Here is a 2183-nt window from a genome sequence, read left to right as displayed (position 1 = left end):
ATTAATATATTAATAAACGGTTTAGCTTACTTTTTTCTCATCGTTATCTTGGGCAGCGGAAGCGTTGTCTGCTTTTTTATTTTTTAGCTGGCGCTTTGGTAACAACCGGATCTTTACCACCTTTCAGTATGGTCATAAAGTCATCTTTACTCTTAGCTATTTCTAAAGCAAGTGACTCAATTTGTTGCTCGCTTAGTGGCACATCTACTTTTTCTAACATCAGCTCTAGTGACTCTGCAATATCGAGCATTTTATCATAGGCATCAGCTTCTTTTTTAGTAGTAAACGTCATGCGCTCGACTCCGTTTCGTTCTACAACATATTTAACAACAACAGCCATGATTTCTCCTGCAAGCTTGCGTGGCAATGTGGTTTATGAAAACCATTAGATTACTGTTTTTATGTACAGTAATGGTTTGTGGTGTAATTTGCAAGTCTCTCTTGTTAATTTTTAAGTGTCTAAAATTTGACAAAAAAGAGTAACCTTACTTTATTTAATATATCACTTGGTTGTACCAGCTGCATTTTAAGGATTTCGGATAACAGTGATAATGCATTTAGGTATTTCCAAAGTGACTAGCCTTGTGTTTGTCATTTATGGTCTTCCCTAATAATTAAAATAAATATGTTCTAAAATGGACAATAAGGACGATTAAATGAAAACGTTTAAACTTTTACTCATAGCAAGCTTGTTAAGCATTCTACCGGTTACTACTTCATATGCGCAATTACCTGAAGTGAGCAAATCAATGGCTCAAATCGAGACGGTAAGCATTAATGATGCGGATGCTAAAATGTTAGCTAAACTCCCCGGAATTGGAAAGAAAAAAGCAGAGGCTATTGTAAATTACCGAGACGAAAATGGTGCATTTACGAGCCTTGAAGATTTAGCCAAAGTGAAGGGGATAGGAAAAAAATTGATGGGTAAGTTAGAGGGTAAAGTTAAGCTTTAGAAAAAGGGCGCTAAGCGCCCTTTTTATGTTGTTGTAGTGCCTCGTCTAGGTTTTTTCTGGCAAAATTAATATCAATAGGGGCGGTTAATAACGGATAAAAAAGCCCACCTAATATTAAAAATGGAATAATTATCCACCCTTCAAAAAGTGTAAATATTAAAAATAACGGGCTTAATAGTAATAACTTTATAATACGCAGTAATACACGGTCGGTTGGCGATAACAAAGATAAAGAACGTGCTATAACAAGCTGCCTCTCGCGTATTTTTTAAATGCTGCAACTGTTTAAGTTGACTAGAAAAAAAAGTAAACATAATTATTAAACCGTTCTTTTTAGTATTAAGCGACTACCTAATACAATAAAAAATGTAAGTGCGAAAAGTGCAAAAATAATTTCCATCCAAGCAGGCATGCTGAGCGTTAAAAACTCCCAATCTATGTTACCGCAATCGCCAGTGGCTTCAAAAAAGCTTGGTATCCATTCATGCAGCGGCATAAACGATGGGAAATTAGGCTCAAACTCACAGCTAAACGCAAATGGATCTGTCGTTGTTTGCATATCTATGTGCTCACGGGCAATTAAATACCCCCAAATGCTTGATACTCCCCAAGCACTGTAAGCAACTATACGCATTATTTTACTTTGTGGATTAATTGAACCAACAATACCAGCGCTAAGTAACCCTAATACCGAGGTACGTTGATAAATACACATAATGCAGGGCGCTAAACCCATTTTATATTGAAAAAACAATGCGGTTACTTCTAGCATAAAAACAATCGAAGTGAATAAAAGCCAAGGTGTTCGTTGAGTCGGTAATTGCGCAAGCCAGTTCATAAAAAGTCCGCTATTAAATAAAGCGTTTGATTATGACGCACGAAAAAGTACGCGGCAACAAAAAGAGTTAGATAAAAGCCTTATAGTTATCCACCAAATAAACAACGTACCAGTGTTATAAAAGGCTATGTTGAAATACTCTGTGATATTTTTCTATGCATATTGAGATTGTGATTGGGCTTTATTTATGAATATGGGGCAATGGTTTGAGCCACTTGTAAAATAATAAAAACAGTGTGTTAAAAAGCTACTATGCGGGAGAAGCGGTCATTGAGATTGATTAAATATCGTAGTTAACTAATTGGTCAAACTACTCTTTGCGCATATATTCATGAAAATGAGCTGCACGCGCATATTGATCTATTTAACTTAACTCAAATATTTTAGAAAAG

Annotated in this window: 2 protein-coding genes and 2 pseudogenes; 1 reads left to right on the top strand and 3 read right to left on the bottom strand. The window is 35.6% G+C overall.

What is annotated here, in order from left to right; translation table 11 throughout:
* Window positions 1-21: 21 nt before the first annotated feature.
* Window positions 22-340, bottom strand: a pseudogene (locus P20652_RS14045) (YebG family protein).
* 316 nt (window positions 341-656) lie between these two features.
* On the opposite strand from P20652_RS14045, the gene P20652_RS14050 reads away from it, so the two are divergent.
* Window positions 657-953, top strand: coding sequence for a helix-hairpin-helix domain-containing protein (locus tag P20652_RS14050; RefSeq protein ID WP_008166546.1), 297 nt, complete (start codon window positions 657-659; stop codon window positions 951-953).
* Window positions 954-963: 10 nt separating this feature from the next.
* Here P20652_RS14050 and P20652_RS14055 read toward each other — a convergent pair.
* Together P20652_RS14055 and dsbB are read right to left on the bottom strand one after the other, a co-directional pair.
* A pseudogene (locus tag P20652_RS14055) lies at window positions 964-1267 on the bottom strand (DUF6170 family protein).
* 5 nt (window positions 1268-1272) lie between these two features.
* Window positions 1273-1791 (bottom strand): disulfide bond formation protein DsbB, encoded by a 519-nt coding sequence (gene dsbB / locus P20652_RS14060; protein ID WP_008166543.1) that lies wholly within the window; start codon window positions 1789-1791, stop codon window positions 1273-1275.
* Window positions 1792-2183 lie beyond the last annotated feature (392 nt).

Source organism: Pseudoalteromonas sp. BSi20652 (genome assembly GCF_000239855.1).
Classification (GTDB): domain Bacteria; phylum Pseudomonadota; class Gammaproteobacteria; order Enterobacterales; family Alteromonadaceae; genus Pseudoalteromonas.
Note: the sequence above shows the minus strand (reverse complement) of the source record. Positions and strands in the feature narration are given on the sequence as shown.